Consider the following 20,215-nt stretch of genomic DNA (forward strand, 5'->3'; position numbering starts at 1 on the left):
ACGAGAGGGAGAACCGGGATGACACTGTCATTGGGCGTGGATACAGGCGGAACCTATACCGATGCGGTGCTGATCCGGGACGAGCGCGATGTCATCGCCTCTGCCAAGGCGCTGACAACGCGGTCGGATCTGGCCATCGGGGTCGGGCAGGCCATCCGAGCGGTGATGGAAGAAGCGGGTGTTTCCGCCGGGCAGATCGGGCTGGCCTCGCTGTCGACCACATTGGCCACCAACGCGCTGGTCGAAGGTCAGGGCGGCCGGGTGGCGCTGATCTATATCGGGTTCAGCCAGGGCGATCTGGACAAGCACGGCCTGCGTGAGGCGCTGAAGGGCGATCCCGCGCTGGTCATATCGGGCGGGCACAGTCATGCGGGCAGCGAGGCGGCGCCGCTGGACGTGGCCGCGCTGGAGGAGTTTCTGGCCTCGGGCGCAGGCGCGTCGGGATATGCAGTGGCGGCGCAGTTTGCCACGCGCAACCCGGCGCATGAGCTGGAGGCGGCGCGCATCATCGCCGAGCGGACTGGCGCGCCGGTGACTTGCTCGCACCAGTTGTCGGCCAAGCTCAACGGCCCGAAACGGGCGGTGACGGCGGTGTTGAACGCGCGGCTGATCGGCATGATCGACCGCCTGATCGGGCGGGCGCAGGATACGCTGGCCGAACTGGGGATCGATGCGCCGATGATGGTGGTGCGCGGCGACGGCGCGCTGATGAGCGCGGAACAGGCGCGGGCACGGCCGATCGAGACCATCCTGAGTGGTCCGGCGGCCTCGATCGTGGGCGCGCGCTGGCTGACCGGGGTCGAGAATGCGCTGGTCTCGGATATCGGCGGCACCACCACGGATGTGGCCCTGATCAAGGACGGGCGGCCCAAGATCGACCCGGCGGGCGCGCAGGTGGGCGGGTTCCGGACCATGGTCGAGGCGGTGGCGATGCGGACCCATGGCCTGGGCGGGGACAGCCAGGTGCATGTGATGGCCGAGGGCTTGCAGGGCGGTGTCTTTCTGGGGCCGCGCCGTGTGTTGCCGGTCTCGCTGATCGCCGCCGAGGCGGGCGAGGTGGTGCATGCGGTGCTGGACGAGCAGTTGCGGGCCGCGACCGTGGGCGAATACGATGTGCGTTTCGCTCGCCTGGTCCCGGGGGTACCGACCGATGGGTTGGGGCCGCGCGAGACCGTGTTGCTGGAGCGGCTGGGCACGCGGGTGCTGCCGCTGACGGCGCTGTTACGCACCAGGATGGAGCAGGGCGCGCTGTCGCGGCTGATCGACCGGGGGATCGTGCAGGTGTCGGGGATCACGCCCTCGGATGCGAGCCATGTGCTGGGCAGGCTCGATGCGTGGGATGGTGAGGCTGCGCGCAAGGGGCTGGAGCTCTATGCGCGCAAGCGGACCGGCAGCGGCGAACGGCTTGCCGGTTCCCCCGAGGCGCTGGCGCAGATGATCATCGACCAGTTGACCGAGCAGACCGCGCTGACCCTGCTGGAAGCCGCTTTTGCCGAGGATGACACCGATTTCGGTTTGCCGCCCGAGCAACTGGCGCGGCATGTCCTGACGCAAAAGGGGTTGGCGGGACATCGCGGGCTGCTAAAGCTCGACATGGCGCTGAACGTGGAGGTCGTCGGGCTGGGGGCATCGGCGCCCAGCTATTACCCGGCGGTGGGCGGGCGGCTGCATTGCGGCATGATCCTGCCGGAACATGCGGGCGTCGCCAATGCCATCGGCGCCGTGGTCGGGCGGGTGACCTTTCGCAAGTCAGGCACGGTGACGGCCCCGGCCGAGGGGCGGTACCGCGTGCATCTGGAGGAGGGGCCGCAGGATTTTGGCTCGGCTGAGGCGGCGCTGGGGCTGCTGGAGGAAGTTCTGCGGGCCGAGGCGCAGGCCGAGGCGCGCGCCGCCGGGGCCGAGGATGTCCGGGTGATCGTGTCGCGCGATGTCCGGCAGGTGCCGGTCGAGGGGCGCGAAGTCTTTGTCGAGGCGACGGTTACGGTCGAGGCCAGCGGGCGGCCGCGCGTGGCCGACGAGTGAGTTGGGGCGCGCGCATCGCGCGCGCGCCCCGCTTCTGTTTATCTGGTTATTCAGCAGCGCTGGCCCGTTTGGGCAGCACCCAGCCCTTGCGCGGGAAATGGCAGGTATAGCCGTTGGGATGCTTTTCCAGGTAGTCCTGGTGATAGTCCTCGGCCTCCCAGAAATCGCCGACGGGTTCCACCTCGGTCACCACCTTGCCGGGCCAGAGGCCGGAGGCGTCGACATCCGCGATAGTATCAAGGGCAACGGCCTTTTGCGCCTCGTCCACGTAATAGATCGCGGAACGATAGCTGGTGCCGATGTCGTTGCCCTGGCGGTTGCGGGTGGTCGGGTCGTGGATCTGAAAGAAAAACTCCAGCAGGTCGCGATAGGTGGTCTGGGCCGGGTCGAACATGATCTCGATCCCTTCGGCATGGGTGCCGTGATCGCGATAGGTGGCGTTGGCCACATCCCCGCCGGTGTATCCCACGCGGGTGGCTTTCACCCCGGGCAGCTTGCGGATCAGGTCCTGCATCCCCCAGAAACATCCTCCCGCCAGAACGGCGCGTTCAAGGCTCATGCGATATCCTCCACTTGGTCGATGTAATCGGCGTAGCCTTCTGCCTCCATGTCGTTGCGGTGAACGAAGCGGAGCGAGGCCGAGTTGATGCAATAGCGCAGCCCGCCCCGGTCGCGCGGACCGTCGGGAAAGACATGGCCCAGATGGCTGTCACCGTGTGTCGAGCGGACCTCGGTGCGGATCATGCCGTGGGTGCGGTCTTCGATCTCGGTCACATGCGCGGGTTCGATCGGCTTGGTGAAGCTGGGCCAGCCGCAGCCGGATTCGTATTTGTCGGACGAGGCGAACAGCGGTTCGCCCGACACGATGTCGACGTAGATGCCGGGTTCCTTGTTGTGCAAGAGCTTGCCGGTGCCGGGGCGTTCGGTGCCGCTGCGTTGCGTCACGTAGAATTCTTCGGGCGAGAGGGCGGCAAGGGCTTCGGGCGATTTGGTGTAACGGGTCATGGAACCTCCCTTCAGGGTCTTGGGCGCAGTATTTGAGATCGGATTGCCGAAAGCAAAGGGTTGTTTCATGCCGCTCGCGCAGACGTGCATTGATCCGGTTGCCTTTGTGAGACGTAGACTGTGGGAAAGGAGAGCCAAGATGTTTCGTATCGTTTTCCTGATCGTTCTTCTGTTCATTGGCCGCGCTGTTCAGGCGGCCCCTGTGTCCGGCGTGTTCCCCTCGATCGACGGCGGTACGCTGTCGCTGGAGGAGTGGCGCGGGCAGCCGGTGCTGGTGGTCAACACCGCCTCGCAATGCGGGTTCACGGGCCAGTATGCGGGGTTGCAGGACCTGTGGGAAACCTACAAGGGCAAGGGTCTGGTCGTGCTGGCCGTTCCGTCGGACGATTTCAACCAGGAGTTGGCAACCGCGGCCGAGGTCAAGGAGTTCTGTGCGCTGAACTATGATCTGACCCTGCCGATGACCGACATCCTGCATGTGAAAGGGGCGGGGGCGCATCCGTTCTACAAGGCGGTCAAGGCTGAAACCGGGTTCGAGCCGGGCTGGAACTTCAACAAGGTGCTTGTGGCGCCGGACGGCACCGTTGCGGCGACTTTCGGTTCGGCGGTCCGTCCCGACTCGGCACGGATGAAGCGCGAGATCGAGGCGCTGTTGAACTAAGGCTTGCGCGCGGCCGTCTGGCGGGACAGTTGCACCGCCAGGATGCCGGCGGTGGTGATCGCCACGCCCGCGAGGTCGAGCGCGCCCAGGCGCTCGCCCAGCAGAGCGGCGGCGATGGCGACGCCGAACACCGGGTTGAGGAAGTGGAAAGTCGCGGCCCGGATCGCGCCGATACGGTTCAGCAGCAGCACCCAGACAAAGGTTGCGGTCAGGCCGGGGATCAGTGTCGTATAGGCGAAGGCCAGCGCCAAGGGCAGCGTCGGATTGACATGCACGGTCTCGAATACCGGGGTCGCGATGAACAGCACAGCCGAGCCCACCAGCATTTGCAGGCCCACCACCATCATGAAGTTGCCGCCCGAAGTTGCTCCGCGCAGCGCCAGTGTGGCGGCCGCGAGCGCCAGCGCGCCAAGACCGCACAGGAACACCCCAAAGAGATCGACGCCCGCGTCGATCCGCGCGCCCATGATCAGGGCGACACCGACAAAACCGGCCAAGAGGCCAATGACACCGAGGCCTGGCAGACGCTCGCCCAGGAACACCCAGCTGGCCAGCGCCACCAGCAGCGGCATGGTCGAGGCGATGATCGCGGCGACAGAGGCCTCGACGGTCTGCATCGCGTAGAAATTCAGCCCCAGGTACAGGGCGTTCTGGCAGATGCCGAAGATGATGGTGGCCTTCCACTGATTGCGGGTCAGCCGCCAGGTCTGGCCCATCGCCTTTGCGATCAGCACGCCGATCAGCCCCGAGATCAGGAACCGGCAGGCCAGCGAAAAGAGAGGCGAGGCATCCGCGACGATGATCCGGGCCGAGGTAAAGGCCGAGGACCACATGAAGGCAAAAGCCAGCCCCATGGCGATGGCGCGCAAGTCCATGATCTCTCCACCCTCTGTGCAATCGGGCGGACAGTTTCGGAAAATCCGGCGATGTTCAAGGGCCGAGGTCCGGGATCACCCGAGATCGTGAATCGGCGGCGCCGGGAACAGCACGGGGCGGCGGGTTTGCAGGCTGCGCCGCGCCTCCTCCGTGAGACCCAACCGCACCAGCACGTTGACATAGGCCAGCTCGATCAGGTCGCGCTGGGCGCGGCTGCCGCCCAGACGCTCGTTTGTGGCCATGACCTGTGCCAATTCGGAGAGCGCGCCCGCCCAATCCTGACGCGCGATAGCGGCCCAGGCCCGGGTGACCGGGCGCACAAGGTCGCCGGCAAAGCCCTTGGCCGTCTCGGCGATATGGGCCAGCCGGTCGCCCTGACCGGCCATCGCATGGGCAAGGGCCGCGTGCATGTCGGCAAAGCTTTGACCGGTTTCGGGAAAAAACCGCGCGGCGAAATCGCTGATCGCGGTCCAGCGCGCCGGGTCCACCGCGATACCGGCCAGTTCGGCGCGATAGAGGAGGGCGGCGGTATCGGTCAGCACGTTGATCGGCAGGCCCTTGGCCGCGCCGGGACCGATGCTGCGATCCATCAGCGCCCACATCTCGGCCGCGTCACCGTCATGCAGGGCCCAGAGGGCCTGATGCCAGGACAGGTGCCCGTGCAGAACGGACCGGTCGTCATAGCCACGCATCCAGTCGGCCAGATAGGCCCGGCCAGCGGCGGTGTCCCCTGCCTCGTAGAGCGCATGCGCCTTGAAGTGCGAACCGTTGGCGTTGTCGGGGTTGAGTACGAGTGCCTTCTCCATCAGCCGCAGCGAGGCGTCGACCTGCCCGGTTTCGCACAGCGACAGGGCGTGCATCGACATCATCCACCAGTCCTCGCCGTAATGGGGCAACAGGGCCGAAGTATAGGCGAGCAATTCCGCCTCGCGCCCGACCTCGCCGGAAAAGCCGATGAGGCCAAAGATGTTGGTGCACAGCTGCGCGACCAGAGCGTCGCGCGGGTAGTCGCGGACATGGGCCAGAACCGCCTGTCGCGCTGCTTTTGGCTGCCCGCTCAGCAACAGGTTCATCGCCTCGATATGCTGGCGCTCGCGCCGGTCGGCCAGTGGCGCAAGTTCCGCTGCCTGTGCAATCGCGGCCTTTGCCCCCGGCATATCGGCGGACATCATCCGCGCCCGGGCCAGGGCCGCGTGGCCAAGCGCAAATCCGGTGTCCTGTTCGATGGCCTGTTCGAACTCTGTTGATGCCCCGAACTGACCGGCAAGGAAGAGCCGGACGCCCCGGTCATAATGGTCTGCCGCCGCCGCACTCTCGGTCGTGATCGGATTTCCGTAGGCGTCTTGTCTGGTCATTTGTGTTCTCCGGGTCGGGTGTGTCGGATGGGGCTGGGGCAGTGGTTAACTCCCGGCCATGGCGGCGATGGGCGGTTCGGCGTCGGAGGGCAGCGGGCAGATATACCCCTTTGGCCCAACCCGGGCGCCAAGGTCGTCCCAGGCGCGTTTGCGCAGGTCGGCGTCCCGGATGACATCGGCTCCGGTCGCTGCCATGACGGCAGCGGCATGGGTCATGCCTTTCAGCGCCAGCGGGCTCTTGCCCTGGGCCACCATCTGCCACGAGTGGAACGGGGTGCCGATGGCATAGGTCGCGCCCCAGAGCTGAACCGTGGGCACCACCCAGCTGACATCGGCCACGTCGGTTGATCCGGCCAGAGGGGGCACCGGTGTGCCCTCGGGCACCACGAAATCGGGCAGGGCAAGATCGGTGCGCGGGCGCATGCCGACGCTTTCATAGGCGGTGGCGATATCCTCCTCGGTCATCGTGGCCTGGAACCGGGCGGCATAGGCGCGGTCCAGATCGTCGAACGGGGGCGGACCCAACAGGTCGAGATTGCGCTGCATGGCGGCGCAGAGCGGGTCGTTGGGGATCAGGTTGGACACGGCGGCCAGCACCTCGTCCTGCACCTCGGTCTCGGTCATCAGCGCGGCGCCCTGCGCCACCTTGCGCACACGGGCCAGCAGTTTCAGCATCTCGGGCGCGGTCTTGTCCCGCACCACGTAGCGGACCTTGGCCTGGCCCTGCACCACGTTGGGCGAGATGCCGCCGCCATCGATGATCGCGTAATGGATGCGGGCGCTGTCGGGCATGTGCTCGCGCAAGTAGTTGACGCCCACGTTCATCAGTTCCATCGCATCGAGCGCGCTGCGGCCCAGATGGGGCGAGGCGGCGGCATGCGAGGCGCGGCCGGTGAAGGAGAAATCGACGCGGGCATTGGCCAGCGAACTGCCCAGCATGACGGCGGGTATTGAATGCGGGTGCCACGAAATCGCGATATCGACATCGGCGAATGCGCCGTCGCGCACCATGAAGGTCTTGCCCGCGCCGCCCTCTTCGGCGGGGCAGCCATAGTACCGCACGCGCCCCGGCGTGCCGGTGTCGCGGAGCCAGTCGCGCAGGGCGATGGCCGCCAGCATCGCCGCCGATCCCAGCAGGTTGTGGCCGCAGCCATGGCCGTTGGCGCCCTGTTCCATCGGCTTGCGCTCGGCCAGGTCGGCGACCTGGCTCAGCCCCGCCAGCGCGTCATACTCGCCGAGAAAGGCGATCACCGGGCCGCCCTCTCCCGCCTCGCCGATCACGGCGGTAGGGATGCCAGCGACGTTTTCGGTGACGGCAAAGCCCTGGCGTTTCAGCTCGGCCACATGGGCGGCGGTGGAGCGGGTTTCGGCATAGCAGGTCTCGGGCGTGGCCCAGACGGCATTCGAGAGTGCGTGCAGATCGGCCTGGGCGCGGTGGACATAGGACCAGACGGGATGTTCATTCATGGCGGGCCTCCGGTGTTGCACCGCAACCCTGCGCCGGAAAAGGCCCGAGGTAAACATCCGTGTCCCTTGGGACGCAACAGGCCATGTTGTGAAACCGTGTTGGTCCGGGTCAAGCGCGGGCGTACATGATCTTGCCGGGGTGACATGAACCTGCTCTCGAATTCCTTGTGTGGTTTTAAGATCCGAACGTATGCTGAGAGCGACACATCTCAGAAAACCGTTCATCGTGTCGTACTTGCAAGGAACCTGCCTATGCCGATGCGATGGATTATCCTGCTGGTGCTGTTCTTCGCGCGAACGGTGATGGCGTTCCAATTCCAGTCGATAGCGGCCTTGTCTCCATTCATCATGGAAAGTCTCGCTATTACTCTGACAGATATCGGTCTTTTGATCGGTCTCTACCTTGGTCCCGGGGTCATTGTTGCGGTTGGTGGCGGTGCTGTGGCGACCTGGTTTGGCGACAAGCGGACGGTTGCGACCAGTCTGGTGCTAATGGTTCTGGGCGGCGTGATGGTGGCCTATGCCTCAAACCTGGGATGGGCCGTGGCGGGCAGAATTGTTTCCGGAGCAGGCGGGGTCGTTCTGAACGTCCTTATGACCAAGATGGTCATCGATTGGTTCGCCGGGCGGAATGTTTCAACGGCTCTGGCGATTTTCATAAGTTCCTGGCCGATAGGGATCGGTCTGAGCCTGCTGATACTTCCCGCGCTGGCCGCTGGCACCGATCTCCAGACAGCATGGACCGTGTTGACGATCTGCACGGTTCTCGCGCTTTTGTTTTTTGTGTTTATCTACAAGGGACCAGAGGGTGCAGTAACCGGCAACGCGCCGATCAAGTTCACCTCTCTTCCCTGGGCACCGCTGGCATTGGCTGCGGCGCTGTGGGCGCTCTACAATGCAGCATTCGCCATGATCTTCAGCTTTGGAACGCTAGTTCTGGCAGATCGCGGGATGCCGATCACCGCCGCAAGTTCCGCCATAAGTCTCTACATATTCGCGGCCTCTCTCTCCATTCCGTTGGGCGGATGGCTGGCAGATCGGACCGGGCGCGCAAATTGGGTCATTCTGGCAAGCCTGACTGGCAAGATGATGGTCTTTCCAGCGGTTCTCTATCTCCCGGAGACCTATGTCCCTGCGATGCTTGTCTTGGGCGGTTTGTTTGCCGGATTGGCGCCCGGGCCATTGGTCGCGCTGCCAAGCCTGGTTCTTTCCGCCGAAGCGCGTGCCTTCGGTACCGGCGTTTTCTACTCGATGTATTATCTGATCATGATGATCGCTCCGACACTGGCCGGGGGGCTTTCGGATTATCTGGGCGATGTGAATGTGGCGTTTGTCCTGGGTGGGGGCATGGTTTTTCTCGCCCTAATAGCATTTTGGGTTTTTCGGCGAACCGTTTCATCGCCACAGGTTGCCAGTTGAAAGATAGCCAGAGATTCTTGTGACACGAGTCTGCCTAAGGCTTGCTAGGGATCAAGTTGATCTGCGGCACGTGCTCAATGAAAGTCAGCTAAGCCCCGCGTTGCGGATCGGCCCGGTACTGCGATTTCGCCCAACGAAAAAGGCCGCCCCATGGGCGGCCTTGTCGTTCGGGTCCGGTGCGGATCAGCCGTTGACGCTGTCCTTCAGCGCCTTGGCGATGGTCACCTTGACGACCTTGTCGGCTTCCTTGGTGAAGGTCTCGCCGGTGGCCGGGTTGCGCACCTGACGCTCGGGGCGCTCGCGGCAATAGATCTTGCCGACGCCCGGCAGGGTGACGGCGCCGCCGCCTGCCACTTCGCGGGTGATCAGCGCGCCGATGGCGTCCAGTGCCATGCCAGCGGTTTTCTTGTCACTGCCCATTTCCTCGGCCAGTGCGGCGACGAGTTGAGTTTTGGTCATAGGCTTTGCCATTTCTTGGTCTCCTTTTTCGTGCCCGATCCTTTGGGCCTCATCGCGGCAATCTAACTGTATCTTGTGATCAAACACAACGAATAGTAGCGTCGAAAATCCCAAAAATATGGGGATTTCGGCGTTTTTTCGCACTCAGAGGAAGGCAGTTTCGTCGAAAGAGCGCAGTTTTCGACTGTGCAGGCGTTCCAGCGGCATGCCGCGCAGCGCCTCCATCGCCCGGATTCCGATGCGCAAATGGCGGCTGACCTGCGTTGTATAGAACGAGGATGCCATGCCGGGAAGCTTCAATTCGCCATGCAGCGGTTTGTCGCTGACACAAAGAAGTGTGCCATAGGGAACCCGGAACCGGTAGCCATTGGCGGCGATGGTGGCGCTTTCCATGTCGAGCGCCACCGCGCGCGACTGGCTCAGGCGCTGCACCGGGCCGGATTGGTCGCGCAGTTCCCAGTTGCGGTTGTCGATGGTGGCGACGGTGCCCGTGCGCATGATCCGTTTCAGGTCATAGCCGCTGAGTTCGGTCACCTCGGCCACCGCCTGTTCCAGCGCGATCTGGATCTCGGCCAGGGCCGGGATCGGCACCCAGACCGGCAGATCGTCATCCAGCACGTGATCTTCGCGCAGATAGGCATGGGCCAGCACGAAATCCCCCAGCGCCTGGGTGTTCCTGAGGCCCGCGCAATGGCCCACCATCAGCCAGGCATGCGGGCGCAGCACGGCGATATGGTCGGTCGCGGTCTTGGCATTGGACGGCCCGACACCGATGTTGACCAGGGTGATGCCTGAGCCGTCGGCGCGTTTCAGGTGATACGACGGCATCTGAGGCAGCTTGGCGGGCGTATCCAGCGGCGCATCGGCCGTGGTGATCTCGACATTGCCGGTGCTGACAAAGCTGGTGTAGCCGCTGTCGGGGTCGGCCAGCTGGGCGCGGGCATAGGCCTCGAACTCGGAGACGTAGAACTGGTAGTTGGTAAACAGGACGTGGTTCTGGAAATGCGCCGGGTCGGTGGCGGTGTAATGCGCCAGCCGGGCGAGCGAGTAATCCACCCGCTGCGCGGTGAACAGCGACAGCGGGCCCGCGCCGTCCTCGGACACATGGGTGCCGTTGACGATATCGTCATTGGTGGTGGCCAGATCGGGCACGTCGAACACGTCGCGTAGGGTGAAACCAGCGGCTCCCTCGTGCGGGACGACCAGATCGGGGGCATTGGCCACCGCGAAATGCAGCGGGATCGGGGTGGACGAGGCGCCGATCTGCACCGGCTGGCCGTGGTTGCGGATCAAGAGCGCGATCTGCTGGGTCAGGTAGGCGCGGAACAGGTCGGGCCGGGTGACCGTGGTGGCATGGGTGCCGGGGTGCGAGACATGTCCAAAACTCAGTCGGCTGTCCACCTGCGCGTAAGATGCGCTGGTGAAGCGGATTTCGGGGTAATAGGCGCGATAGCGGGTGCCGGGGTCTATCCCCTGCATCGCCGCGGCGAAGCTGTCGCAGAGAAACCCGGTGGCCTGCGCATAGAGCTGTTCCAGCCGTGCGACGGCCTCGGCCGCGTTGGTGAACAGGGCCGGTTCCGGGGTCTTGGGGGTATTCAATTGGGTCATGCAAGCGGTTCCAGCAGGTCAATCTTTTCAAAGGTGCGGACATCGACCAGCCCCAGGTCCGAGATGCGCAATTCGGGGATTACCACCAGCGCCAGCAGCGAGTGTTGCATATAGGCGTTGTTGAGCGTGCAGCCGCAGGCGACCATCGCCTCGACCATCTTCTGCGCCTTGGCGGCGACCTGGGCGGCGGGGCTGTCGGACATCAGGCCCGCGATGGGCAGTTCCACCAGCGCCAGTTCCCGGCCCTCGCGCCAGATGGTGATGCCTCCGCCGACCTCGGCCAGCCGGTTTGCGGCCAGCGCCATCTGCTCGCGGTCGGTGCCGACCACGATCATGTGGTGGCTGTCATGCGCCACGGTCGAGGCCATGGCCATGCGGCCCTGATAGCCGAAGCCCGAGACAAAGGCATTGGTGACACCGCCGGTGGCGCGGTGGCGTTCGACCAGCGCGATCTGGCAGACATCGCCCTCGCCCTCGACCAGCCCGCCGATGATCGGCAGTTCCGCTTTCAGCGCCTTGGTCGGCGCCTGGTTTTCCACCACGCCGATCACGTTGGCCCGGACCCGGTTGGCGCCGGTTGGCGCCTTGATCTCGAAATTGGAGGCGCTGAGCGCATGGCCCAGATGCACGGTATTGCGGGCCGTATCGGGCCAATTGTAATGCGGGCAATCGACGGCGATCTTTCCGTTCTCGGCCACCACCTGCCCGCGCGCGATTACCATCTCGATGGGCAGGTCGCGCAGGTCCGAGGTCAGGATCACATCGGCCCGGCGGCCGGGTGCGGTCGAGCCCAATTCGCGCTCCAGCCCGAAATGGGTGGCGGTGTTGATCGTCGCCATTTGCAGCGCCACCAGCGGGTCGCAGCCACAGGCGATGGCATGGCGCACCACCCGGTTCATATGTCCTTCATGCACCAGTGTGCCCGAATGGCAATCGTCGGTACACAGGATGAAGTTGCGCGGATCGAGCCCCTTTTGCGTCACCGCGGTGATCTGGGTTTCGACGTCGTACCAGGCGCTGCCCAGCCGCATCATGCTGCGCATGCCCTGCCGGACGCGGGCGATGGCATCGGCCTCGCAGGTGCCCTCGTGATCGTCGGCCGGGCCGCCCGCCACATAGGCGGCAAAGGCGGGGCCCAGATCGGGCGAGGCGTAATGCCCGCCCACCGTCTTGCCCGCGCGCTGGGTCGCGGCGATCTCGGCCAGCATCTTGGGGTCGGCATTGGTGACACCGGGAAAGTTCATCATCTCGCCCAGACCGATGATGCCGGGCCAGGACATCGCCTCGGCCACGTCCTCGGGCGTGATCTCATACCCGGTGGTTTCCAGCCCCGGCGCCGAGGGGGCGCAGGACGGCATCTGGGTAAAGATGTTGACGGGCTGCATCAGCGCCTCGTCATGCATCATCCGCACACCGGCGAGGCCAAGGACATTGGCGATCTCATGCGGGTCGGTGAACATGGTGGTGGTGCCATGCGGGATGACGGCGGCGGCAAACTCGGCCGGGGTCAGCATGCCGCTTTCGATATGCATGTGCCCGTCGCACAGGCCGGGGATCATGTAGCGCCCGTTCGCCTCGATGATCCGGGTTTCCGGGCCGGTGCAATGGCTGGCATCGGGGCCGACAAAGGCGATGCGCCCTTCGGCAACGGCGATGGAGTGGCCGGGAAGCGCCTCGCGCGTGTGCACGTTGATCCAGATACCATCGCGGATGATCATATCCGCCGGTTCGCGGCCTGCGGCAACGGCGATCAGTCGGGGGGCCACATCGGCCCAATCGGGGAAAGTCTTGTGTTCCATGGCGCAGCTTTTCCGAAACCGCGACCGGGTGCAAGCCCCGCCGAAAGGGTTTCATCAAAGCTTCGTCATTGCGCGCTTGACAGCGGCAGGCGGTCGGCGTGACCCTGCCGGAATGGATTATGAAACGGTAGATGCAGATGGGTTCGGGCGGTCGCTCAGGGGGATCGGGCTGAACCTGTTGGTGCGGGATGTTCCCGCGGAATGTGCCTTTCTAGAGGCTGTTTTTGCGATGAGGTCGCATCAGGTGACAGCGGATTTCGCCATTGTCACCTATGGTGCGCAGGTGTTCCAGTTGCACAGCGACGGCACCTATCATGCCAACCCTCTGCTGGGGCTCTTGCCGGAAAACCCGCCGCGCGGCGCGGGGATCGAAATCAGGCTCTATGAAAGCCATCCCGATAGGGCGGTGGAACGGGCCGAGGCGTTTGGCGCGACGGTCTTGCAGGTCCCGACCGACAAGCCGCATGGCCTGCGCGAGGCCTATATCCTGTGCGACAACGGCTATGCATGGGTGCCGAGCCGGCCCAAGGACAGTGCCTGACCGCAGCGCGCCAAGGGCGCGCTGCCCGGCACAACGGGAGGAGGTGTCGCGCCAGCGGCATCGACGACGGGCGGGAGCGCCCCTTTCCCGGATCACCCGGCCTCGCGGGCGATTTCGGCGCGGATCCAGTTGGCAAAGGCCACCGCGCCGGGGGTCTCCTCGGCCTGCGGCGAGAGGAGCAGGTAATAGGCCTCGGGCATTTGCACGCTGTGATCGAAAGGGGCGATCAGGCGTCCTTCGGCCAGCAGGCGCGATACGATCACCTTGTGCCCCATGCACAACCCGCCCCCGGCCATCGCGACGGAAAGCCCGACCATATAGGTGGTGGCATAGGTGATCGGCGGATTGGGCCAGGGCAGGCCCACGTCCTCGGCCCAGCTTGCCCAGTTCGACAGCAGGTTCGAACAGTCGTAGAGCGGCTGTTCATGCAGGTTTTCAAGCGTGACCGGATAGCCCGGAACACAGACCGGGAAATAGCGATCCGTTGTCAGCAGCTCGGTCCGCACCGTATCCGCCGGGCGCAGGGAATAACGGATCTCGACCGCCGCGCCCTCGGCCATTTCGCGCGGCTCCCAAAGCTCGGTGAAGATGTTCAGATGCACTTCCGGGTGCAGCGCGCGGAACCGGGGCAGGCGCGGGCCCAGCCAGTTGACCGCGAAGGTGATGTTGCATTGCACCTGCACCGTGTTCTGGTGGTCGCCGGTCACCGCGCGGGTGCCCCGGATCAGGGTGCGGAACGCCTCGCGCACCACCGGCAGATAGGTGATCCCGGCCTCGGTCAGTTCCAGCGCCCGGGGCCGCCGGTGAAACAGCGGTTGGCGCAGGTGCGATTCCAGCGCCTTGATCTGCTGGCTGACCGCGCTTTGCGTCATGTTCAGATCGCGCGCGGCGCCGGTAAAGGACAGGTGGCGGGCGGCGGCCTCGAAGGTGCGCAACCAGCCCAGCGGGGGGAGGGGGTTCTGCATACCATAACCCTGCCATAAGCATGGCTAATGCGAAACGGGAGAATTTTTCGTTGGTCAAACCTGATGTCAAAAGGCAGGTTTTGGACAGTCACACCGCCAGCCCGAGATCAGGAGCAAACCCATGTCCGTCACCAGCCTGCGCCTCAATATCGACCACTGGCAGGAGCGAGTCGATCTGGCGGCCTCGTTCCGCTGGATCGAGCGGCTGAACATGCATGAAGGGGTTGCCAATCATTTCAGCCTGGCGGTGAACCCCGAGGGGACGCAGTTCCTGATGAACCCCAACCAGATGCATTTTGCGCGCATCCGCGCCTCGGACCTGCTGCTGCTGGATGCCAATGACCCCAAGACGATGGAGATGCCGGGCGCGCCCGATCCCACCGCCTGGGGCCTGCATGGCTCGATCCACCGCCGCTGCCCGCATGCGCGTTGCGTGATGCATGTGCATTCGATCTTTGCCACCGTGCTCGCCAGCCTTGCCGACAGTAGCCTGCCGCCGATCGACCAGAACACCGCCACCTTTTACAACCGCTATGTCATCGACGATGAATTTGGCGGGCTGGCGTTTGAAAGCGAGGGCGAGCGCTGTGCCTCGATGCTGAGCGACCCGAAGAAGCGGGTGATGATCATGGGCAACCACGGGGTTCTGGTGATCGGCAGCGACGTGGGCGATACGCTGAACCGGCTCTATTACTTCGAGCGCGCGGCGGAGACCTATATCCGCGCCTTGCAGACGGGCCGCCCGCTGCGCGTGCTGAGCGACGAGATTGCCGAGAAGACGGCGCAGGAGCTTGACGACTATCCAGGCCAGGCCGAGGCGCATCTGCGCGAGGTCAAGGCGGTGCTGGACGATGAAGGCTCGACCTACGCCAGCTGACACTTTGAAAATCGCAACCTGCCTGCACCGGCCCGTGGGCGCCGGAGCATGGCGCTTGTCCAGAGACGAGGAAAAACGATGACCGATTTCAGTCAGGACCCGGAAGCGGCGCGCTGGAATTATCGCCCCGTGAACCCCGTGGGGCTGAATCCGCTGTTCACCTGGCCGCCACGTCCGGCAGCGGTGCTGCGCTGGTATCGCGGCGCGTGGCTTCAGCTCACCTCGCTGACACTCTGTCTGGCGTTGGCCGTTGCGGCCTATGCATGGTTCCTGCCGCCGCTTGAGGCGATGCAGAGCTTTGCGCCCGGCTGGATGTTCCGGGTGTGGCTGTTGAACATGGTGCCGCAGATTCTGGTGGCGGGCGGCCTGCACTGGTGGCTCTACATGCGCAAGGGTCAGGGCATGTACAAGAAGTTCGACCGCCGCGACCTGACCCGGGACAATGGCACCTTTACCTTTCGCAATCAGGTCTGGGACAATATCTGGTGGACGCTGGGCAGCGCGATGACCGTCTGCACGGTCTATCAGTGGCTGATCTACTGGGTCATGGCCAATGGCTGGGTCCCCACCGTCACCTGGGCACAGGCGCCGGTCTGGTTCGTGGTCTGGATGTTCTTCATCCCGATGTGGTCGGGGCTGCATTTCTACTGGGTGCACCGGCTGGAGCATCACCCGAAGCTCTACAAGCATGTGCACGCGGTGCATCACCGCAATGTCAATATCGGCCCGTGGTCGGGCATTTCGAACCACTGGTACGAGAATATCCTCTATTTCACGACCTATTTCATTCACCTCGTGGTGCCCTCGCACCCGCTGCACCTGCTGTTCCATATCTATTTCCAGCAGGTCAGCCCGATCCTGTCGCATTCGGGGTTCGAGAAGATCAAGGCGGGCGAGACCGAGGCCGCCAAGACCGGGGATTTCTTTCACCAGTTGCACCACCGGTATTTCGAGTGCAATTACGGCACGTCCGAGATCCCGTTCGACAAGTGGTTCGGCACCTTTCACGATGGCAGCGCCGAGGCGACCACACGCACCCGCGCCTATAAGAAGCAGATGTATACCTGAACCGGTCGACAGGTTTCACAAGGGCCGCCCGCTTGGGCGGCCTTTCACGTTTTTGCCGATGGGTGCGCCGGGTCTTTACCTTTGCCCCGCGCCTCTGCTACAGGCGCCCGGTCCGGATCATCCGGGCGCCGGTCGCAGCCTACCCGGCTTATGAAAACAAGGGACCTGAATGTGAAGACACTTGTCATCTGCTCCGGTGGATTGGATTCGGTATCGCTGGCCCACAAGGTGGCCGCCGAGCACGATCTGATCGGCCTTATTTCTTTCGACTACGGTCAGCGCCACCGCAAGGAACTGGACTTTGCCGCCCGCGCGGCTGCGCGGCTGGGCGTGCCGCATGACCTGATCGACATGCGCCAGATCGGCGCGCATCTGTCGGGCAGTGCCCTGACCGATGATGTGGACGTGCCCGACGGGCATTATGCCGAAGACACCATGAAGATCACCGTGGTGCCCAACCGCAATGCCATCATGCTGGCCATCGCATTCGGCATCGCCGCGGCCAAACAGGCCGACGCGGTGGCGACCGCCGTGCATGGCGGCGATCACTTCATCTATCCCGATTGCCGTCCCGGTTTTACCCAGGCGTTCGAGGCGATGCAGGCGCAGGCGCTGGACGGTTATGCCAATGTCCGGCTCTACACGCCCTTTGTGCACGAACCGAAATCGGCCATCGTGAGCGAGGGCGCGCGCCACAACACGCCCTTTGCCGATACCTGGTCCTGCTACAAGGGGGGCGAGGTGCATTGCGGCCGCTGCGGCACCTGTGTCGAACGGCGCGAGGCGTTCCATCTGGCGGGCGTCACCGATCCGACCACCTATGCCGACCCCGAATTCTGGCGCGCGGCGGTGGAGGGGCGCTGATGTACCGGATCACCAAGGAGTTCCATTTCTCGGCCTCGCACCAGCTGTGCCATCTGCCCGAGGATCACCCCTGTGCCCGGCTGCACGGGCATAACTATATCGTCGAGGTTGAACTGGCTGCTGCCGATCTGGATGCCAACGGCTTTGTCCGCGATTACCGCGAGTTGAAGCCGCTCAAGACCTGGATCGACGATGCGCTGGACCATCGTCACCTGAACGAGGTGTTCGGCCATGACATGGTCACTTCCGAGCGGCTGGCGAAAGAGGTCTATGACTTCTGCAAGGCGCGCTGGGCGGAGACCAGCGCCGTGCGGGTCAGCGAAACGCCCAAGACCTGGGCCGAGTACCGGCCATGAGCACGCTGCGCATCGCCGAGATATTCGGCCCCACCATTCAGGGTGAGGGCGCGGTGATCGGCGCGCCCACCGTGTTCGTGCGGGCGGGCGGTTGCGATTATCGTTGTTCCTGGTGCGACAGCCTGCATGCGGTGGACAGCGCCTATCGCGACACATGGGCGCCTATGACCATCGAGGAGGTCTGGACCGAAGTCGTGCGTCTGTCGGGCGGTGTGCCGCTGACGGTCTCTCTGTCGGGCGGCAACCCGGCGATCCAGGATTTCGGCCCGCTGATCGAGATGGGCAAGGCGCAGGGCTATCGCTTTGCGCTGGAAACCCAAGGATCGGTCGCGCGCGGCTGGTTCCGCGAATTGTCGCCGCTGATCCTCAGCCCCAAGCCGCCCTCGTCCGGCGAAACGGTCGATTGGGACCGGTTCGCCGACTGTATCGCACGGGCGCGCGATGCGGTGACGGTGATCAAGATCGTGGTGTTCGACGAGGCAGATTATCTTTGGGCGCGCGAGGTGGCGGCGCGCTATCCGACCCTACCGGTCTATCTGCAACCGGGCAACCACACGCCGCCGCCGCCCGATGCCGAGGATGCCGCCATCGACATGGACGGTATCATGGCGCGGTACGAATGGCTGATCGGGCGGGCCCTGGCCGACCGATGGTTCACCCCCACAATCCTGCCGCAGCTGCATGTGCTGGTCTGGGGCAACAAGCGCGGCGTTTGAGGCGCCGAAAGGAGCAAGACAATGGCCAATCAGGATATCTATGCGAACCTGACCCAACTGGGTGGCAAGACCGAGCTGCCGAACTCGCCCGAAGAGGCGGTGCTGGAAAAGGTGCCCAACCCGCAGGCAGGCACCGATTACGCGGTGCGCTTCACCGCGCCCGAGTTCACCTCGCTCTGCCCGCTGACGGCGCAACCCGATTTCGCCCATATCGTCATCGACTATGTGCCGGGCGACTGGCTGGTGGAAAGCAAGTCGCTGAAGCTCTATCTCGGCTCGTTCCGCAACCACGGCGCGTTTCACGAGGATTGTAGCGTCTCCATCGGCAAGCGGCTGGTCGAGTTGCTGGCGCCGAAATGGCTGAGGGTCGGGGCCTATTGGTATCCGCGCGGCGGCATCCCGATCGACGTGTTTTATCAGACCGGGCCGGAATTGCCGGGTGTCTGGATCCCCGATCAGGGTGTGCCGACCTATCGCGGGCGGGGCTAGGTTCAGGCCCTCTAGGACTTCTCAAACAGCGCAATATAGGCCATGTCGTCCTTGTGCGGGCCTGCGGCCAGATCGCCATAGATGCGGACCCGGGGCAGTTTGAGGTTCTCGATCTGCCCCTGCTCCATCCGGCGCAGGGCGAGATCGAAGCCTTTCTCCTCGAAATGCTTGGCATTGATCGAGATAGCGAATTGCGCGCCGTGCCGGGCGACGCGCAGGAGCGCAGGCAGAACCTCGGGGCCCAGATGACCATGGGTGAAGGTGCCTGACGAGACGATGCCGGAGTAACTCTCGCGCGGGGCGGGGATGCCCTGGTTCAGGTCGGTCTCGATGGCGTCGCGATAGATGTCCTTGCGCATGGCGCGGTCCAGCATCTCGGCGCTGATATCGGCGGCGTCGATGGGGCCGACGCCAAGCCCGGCCAGAATTGCGCCGCAGAGGCCGGTTCCGGCCCCAACATCCAGCACCGGACCTTGACCACCTGCCGCCACAAAGGCGCGCGCGGTGTGCATCGGTAGCTGGTAATCCTCGCGCGCGGCAAAGCTGTCGTCATAATCGCCCGCCCACTCGGCATAGAGTTTCCGGTTGTCCTCGGGCGATTGCAGGCCATAGGCCGCGTTCAGATCGGGTGTCTTTGTGCTCATGTACAATTGAAGGCCCAAGTGCGGATTCGAATCAAGTGCGGCGATCATGCGCTTGATTGTTCCGGCGGCGGGTCGCAACTATGGGGCATGACAGGCACGCTTCTTTCGTTTGGACATGGATATTCGGCCCGGGCGCTGTCGCGGCGGCTGGCGCCGCGGGGCTGGCGGATCATCGGCACCAGCCGCAACCCCGAGCAGATGGAGGCGATCCGGCAATCCGGGGCCGAGCCGGTTCTGTGGCCCGGCGGCGATGTGTCGTTCGACGGTGTCACGCATCTGCTGGTCTCGACCGCACCGGACGCGGCGGGGGATCCGGTGTTGGCGGCTCTGGGAGAGGAAATATCCAAAAGAGCCAAGCAGTTTCAATGGGTTGGATACCTTTCCACTACGGCGGTCTATGGCGATCACGACGGCGCCTGGGTGGACGAGAGCACACCGGTCGCGCCAACGGCGGCGCGCGGGCGCTGGCGGGTGATGGCCGAGGAGCAATGGCAGGCGGTGCCCGATCTGCCGGTTCACATCTTTCGGCTGGCCGGAATCTATGGTCCCGGACGGGGGCCGTTTTCCAAGCTGGGCAAGGGCGGACTGCGCCGGATCATCAAGCCGGGACAGGTGTTCTCTCGCATACATGTCATTGATATCGCTCAGGTTTTATCCGCTTCCATGGCACGGCCAAACCCCGGCGCGATCTATAATGTTTGCGATGATGAGCCGGTTCCGCCGCAGGATGTGATTGCTTATGCGGCCGAGTTGCAGGGGCTGCCGCTGCCGCCCGCCGTCAACTTCGACGAGGCTGACCTGACCCCGATGGCGCGGAGTTTCTATAGCGAAAACAAGCGGGTACGGAACGACAAGATCAAGCAGGAGCTGGGGGTCGAACTGAAATACCCCAACTACAAGGTCGGGCTGGAGGCGCTGGCGGACGAGGGCTGAACCGGGCCTTTGTACCGGAAATCGACCGTTTTGTACCGGTCCCGGGACGGCGATTGACCGTTTTGTACGCCGATTTCCGGCCTGAAACCGG

General features: G+C 64.3%; 21 protein-coding genes. 11 read left to right on the forward strand and 10 right to left on the reverse strand.

What is annotated here, in order from left to right; translation table 11 throughout:
- The first annotated feature begins 18 nt into the window (after window positions 1-18).
- Window positions 19-2,022: a hydantoinase/oxoprolinase family protein gene (locus OE747_RS20475; RefSeq protein WP_263830329.1), complete on the forward strand. Its 2,004-nt coding sequence runs from the start codon at window positions 19-21 to the stop codon at window positions 2,020-2,022.
- Between the two features lie 46 nt (window positions 2,023-2,068).
- Here OE747_RS20475 and msrA read toward each other — a convergent pair whose 3' ends face one another.
- Complete coding sequence (gene msrA, locus OE747_RS20480; RefSeq protein ID WP_263830330.1) at window positions 2,069-2,581, reverse strand: peptide-methionine (S)-S-oxide reductase MsrA; 513 nt, start codon at window positions 2,579-2,581, stop codon at window positions 2,069-2,071.
- The gene (msrB, locus tag OE747_RS20485) at window positions 2,578-3,027 is read right to left on the reverse strand and encodes a peptide-methionine (R)-S-oxide reductase MsrB (RefSeq protein ID WP_263830331.1); all 450 of its coding nucleotides are present in this window, start codon (window positions 3,025-3,027) and stop codon (window positions 2,578-2,580) included. The genes msrA and msrB overlap by 4 nt, the downstream gene beginning before the upstream one ends.
- A 139-nt stretch (window positions 3,028-3,166) precedes the next feature.
- On the opposite strand from msrB, the gene OE747_RS20490 reads away from it, so the two are divergent.
- On the forward strand, window positions 3,167-3,688 hold the full coding sequence (locus OE747_RS20490) for a glutathione peroxidase (protein WP_263830332.1): 522 nt from the start codon (window positions 3,167-3,169) through the stop codon (window positions 3,686-3,688).
- On the opposite strand, the gene OE747_RS20495 is transcribed toward OE747_RS20490, so the two are convergent.
- From OE747_RS20495 to OE747_RS20505, 3 genes are all read right to left on the reverse strand, one after another.
- A complete protein-coding gene (locus OE747_RS20495) occupies window positions 3,685-4,563 on the reverse strand; it encodes a DMT family transporter (RefSeq protein ID WP_263830333.1) in 879 nt (292 codons plus the stop codon). The genes OE747_RS20490 and OE747_RS20495 overlap by 4 nt on opposite strands.
- Window positions 4,564-4,638: 75 nt before the next feature.
- The gene (locus OE747_RS20500; RefSeq protein ID WP_263830334.1) at window positions 4,639-5,919 is read right to left on the reverse strand and encodes a tetratricopeptide repeat protein; all 1,281 of its coding nucleotides are present in this window, start codon (window positions 5,917-5,919) and stop codon (window positions 4,639-4,641) included.
- Between the two features lie 45 nt (window positions 5,920-5,964).
- Window positions 5,965-7,386 (reverse strand): M20 family metallopeptidase, encoded by a 1,422-nt coding sequence (locus OE747_RS20505; protein WP_263830335.1) that lies wholly within the window; start codon window positions 7,384-7,386, stop codon window positions 5,965-5,967.
- A gap of 144 nt (window positions 7,387-7,530) precedes the next feature.
- Here OE747_RS20505 and OE747_RS20510 point away from each other — a divergent pair, with 144 nt between their 5' ends.
- Window positions 7,531-8,805: an MFS transporter gene (locus OE747_RS20510; RefSeq protein ID WP_263830336.1), complete on the forward strand. Its 1,275-nt coding sequence runs from the start codon at window positions 7,531-7,533 to the stop codon at window positions 8,803-8,805.
- A 183-nt stretch (window positions 8,806-8,988) separates the two neighbouring features.
- Here OE747_RS20510 and OE747_RS20515 read toward each other — a convergent pair whose 3' ends face one another.
- The 3 genes from OE747_RS20515 to ade all read right to left on the reverse strand — a co-directional run bounded on the left by OE747_RS20515 (window position 8,989) and on the right by ade (window position 12,671).
- The gene (locus OE747_RS20515; protein WP_164128464.1) at window positions 8,989-9,276 is read right to left on the reverse strand and encodes an HU family DNA-binding protein; all 288 of its coding nucleotides are present in this window, start codon (window positions 9,274-9,276) and stop codon (window positions 8,989-8,991) included.
- Window positions 9,277-9,408: 132 nt separating this feature from the next.
- The gene (locus OE747_RS20520) at window positions 9,409-10,872 is read right to left on the reverse strand and encodes an AMP nucleosidase (RefSeq protein WP_263830337.1); all 1,464 of its coding nucleotides are present in this window, start codon (window positions 10,870-10,872) and stop codon (window positions 9,409-9,411) included.
- The gene (gene ade, locus OE747_RS20525; RefSeq protein ID WP_263830338.1) at window positions 10,869-12,671 is read right to left on the reverse strand and encodes an adenine deaminase; all 1,803 of its coding nucleotides are present in this window, start codon (window positions 12,669-12,671) and stop codon (window positions 10,869-10,871) included. The genes OE747_RS20520 and ade overlap by 4 nt, the downstream gene beginning before the upstream one ends.
- A gap of 112 nt (window positions 12,672-12,783) precedes the next feature.
- Between ade and OE747_RS20530 the strand changes: the two genes are divergently transcribed.
- Window positions 12,784-13,212 carry a VOC family protein gene (locus tag OE747_RS20530; RefSeq protein ID WP_263830339.1) on the forward strand — a complete coding sequence of 143 codons (429 nt, stop codon included), beginning with the start codon at window positions 12,784-12,786 and terminating at the stop codon, window positions 13,210-13,212.
- A 92-nt stretch (window positions 13,213-13,304) separates the two neighbouring features.
- Here the strand turns inward: OE747_RS20530 and OE747_RS20535 are convergent, their stop codons facing one another.
- On the reverse strand, window positions 13,305-14,177 hold the full coding sequence (locus OE747_RS20535; protein WP_263830340.1) for a LysR family transcriptional regulator: 873 nt from the start codon (window positions 14,175-14,177) through the stop codon (window positions 13,305-13,307).
- A 121-nt stretch (window positions 14,178-14,298) separates the two neighbouring features.
- On the opposite strand from OE747_RS20535, the gene OE747_RS20540 reads away from it, so the two are divergent.
- The 6 genes from OE747_RS20540 (at window position 14,299) to queF (ending at window position 18,547) form a co-directional block, all read left to right on the forward strand.
- Entirely contained in the window at window positions 14,299-15,054 is a 756-nt protein-coding gene (locus tag OE747_RS20540; protein ID WP_263830341.1) for a class II aldolase and adducin N-terminal domain-containing protein, read from the forward strand.
- Window positions 15,055-15,132: 78 nt separating this feature from the next.
- Window positions 15,133-16,122 carry a sterol desaturase family protein gene (locus tag OE747_RS20545; protein ID WP_263830342.1) on the forward strand — a complete coding sequence of 330 codons (990 nt, stop codon included), beginning with the start codon at window positions 15,133-15,135 and terminating at the stop codon, window positions 16,120-16,122.
- A 171-nt stretch (window positions 16,123-16,293) separates the two neighbouring features.
- Entirely contained in the window at window positions 16,294-16,986 is a 693-nt protein-coding gene (queC, locus tag OE747_RS20550) for a 7-cyano-7-deazaguanine synthase QueC (protein ID WP_263830343.1), read from the forward strand.
- Entirely contained in the window at window positions 16,986-17,342 is a 357-nt protein-coding gene (gene queD / locus OE747_RS20555) for a 6-carboxytetrahydropterin synthase QueD (protein WP_164128457.1), read from the forward strand. The genes queC and queD overlap by 1 nt, the downstream gene beginning before the upstream one ends.
- The gene (queE, locus tag OE747_RS20560) at window positions 17,339-18,058 is read left to right on the forward strand and encodes a 7-carboxy-7-deazaguanine synthase QueE (RefSeq protein WP_263830344.1); all 720 of its coding nucleotides are present in this window, start codon (window positions 17,339-17,341) and stop codon (window positions 18,056-18,058) included. The genes queD and queE overlap by 4 nt, the downstream gene beginning before the upstream one ends.
- A gap of 21 nt (window positions 18,059-18,079) precedes the next feature.
- Window positions 18,080-18,547: a preQ(1) synthase gene (queF, locus tag OE747_RS20565; protein ID WP_011049432.1), complete on the forward strand. Its 468-nt coding sequence runs from the start codon at window positions 18,080-18,082 to the stop codon at window positions 18,545-18,547.
- Window positions 18,548-18,558: 11 nt separating this feature from the next.
- On the opposite strand, the gene OE747_RS20570 is transcribed toward queF, so the two are convergent.
- Window positions 18,559-19,191: a class I SAM-dependent DNA methyltransferase gene (locus OE747_RS20570; RefSeq protein WP_263830345.1), complete on the reverse strand. Its 633-nt coding sequence runs from the start codon at window positions 19,189-19,191 to the stop codon at window positions 18,559-18,561.
- An 87-nt stretch (window positions 19,192-19,278) separates the two neighbouring features.
- Between OE747_RS20570 and OE747_RS20575 the strand changes: the two genes are divergently transcribed.
- Entirely contained in the window at window positions 19,279-20,124 is an 846-nt protein-coding gene (locus OE747_RS20575) for an SDR family oxidoreductase (protein ID WP_263830346.1), read from the forward strand.
- Window positions 20,125-20,215: the final 91 nt, after the last annotated feature.

It is taken from the genome of Ruegeria aquimaris (assembly GCF_025751555.1).
GTDB classification, from domain to species: Bacteria; Pseudomonadota; Alphaproteobacteria; order Rhodobacterales; family Rhodobacteraceae; genus Ruegeria_B; species Ruegeria_B aquimaris.